Below are 781 nucleotides of genomic sequence, written 5' to 3' on the forward strand. Positions count from 1 at the left end.
CTGCCGAAGGCTGCGATCTTTTGATCTTTTCCCCCGCCAAACCCTCGGACATTTCCTTCAATACGCAGGGTTGTTCATGAACTAGGCAGCGATTTCGAGCGCCGCTAACCTCTGCTTGTCACCAAAAAACGGTGACACGGACGTGCAAGTCCGGCGGAGGACACAATTGTCGATGGCTATTCATCGGGCATTTTTTTATGCTCGCGAATCGTTATGGCAGCTGTGTATGGGAGATCTTCGGATCTGCCGGGTACTCCGACCGGTCTTGCACACCTATGCATAGCTGCCACCTCTCTCGACTGTGCAAGCGAAGCGGTGTTGGCTCCTGAAAATTTCGGAGTACAACTATGTTCAAGCCATCACCTAATCCGCCACAAAGCGGCCACAAATCCCGCGTCGAAGCGATAGAAGAAAAAAAGCTCGAAGACGCCGCCACCCGTGCCCTCGATTACTACCTCAAACCCCAGCCTTCCTCACCGCCCGAACCCAACAAAAACCAACTCTTCATCGTCTCCCCCCACATCGACACCGAAACCCTGCTGGCCAACGCCTCCGAAGACCTGCTGTCCATCAGCACCATCGCCGCCGACCTGGCCGACGACGTCGACGACTCACGCCGCCGCGTAGCTCTGGCGATCAGTCGCATGGCCGATGGAGTTCAGTTGTTGGTTGAACGAGCGCTGGATCATCTGGAAACAAAAGCGACAGCGACACCTGGCGCCAAGGTGTAGCACTTTGCATTGATGCAAGCTGTGCCGACGCCTTCGCGAGCAAGCCCGCT

Annotated in this window: 1 protein-coding gene; it reads left to right on the plus strand. The window is 56.1% G+C overall.

From position 1 onward, the window contains the following. Positions 1 to 347 precede the first annotated feature (347 nt). Positions 348 to 731 (plus strand): DUF6124 family protein, encoded by a 384-nt coding sequence (locus HU811_RS27085; RefSeq protein WP_186659187.1) that lies wholly within the window; start codon positions 348 to 350, stop codon positions 729 to 731. Positions 732 to 781 lie beyond the last annotated feature (50 nt).

It is taken from the genome of Pseudomonas tehranensis (assembly GCF_014268615.1).
In the GTDB taxonomy this organism is placed as follows: Bacteria; Pseudomonadota; Gammaproteobacteria; order Pseudomonadales; family Pseudomonadaceae; genus Aquipseudomonas; species Aquipseudomonas tehranensis.

Excerpts from the sequence above, each read along its gene's own strand:
- HU811_RS27085 (WP_186659187.1), top strand. The coding sequence starts at position 348 with ATGTTCAAGCCATCACCTAATCCGCCACAAAGCGGCCACAAATCCCGC.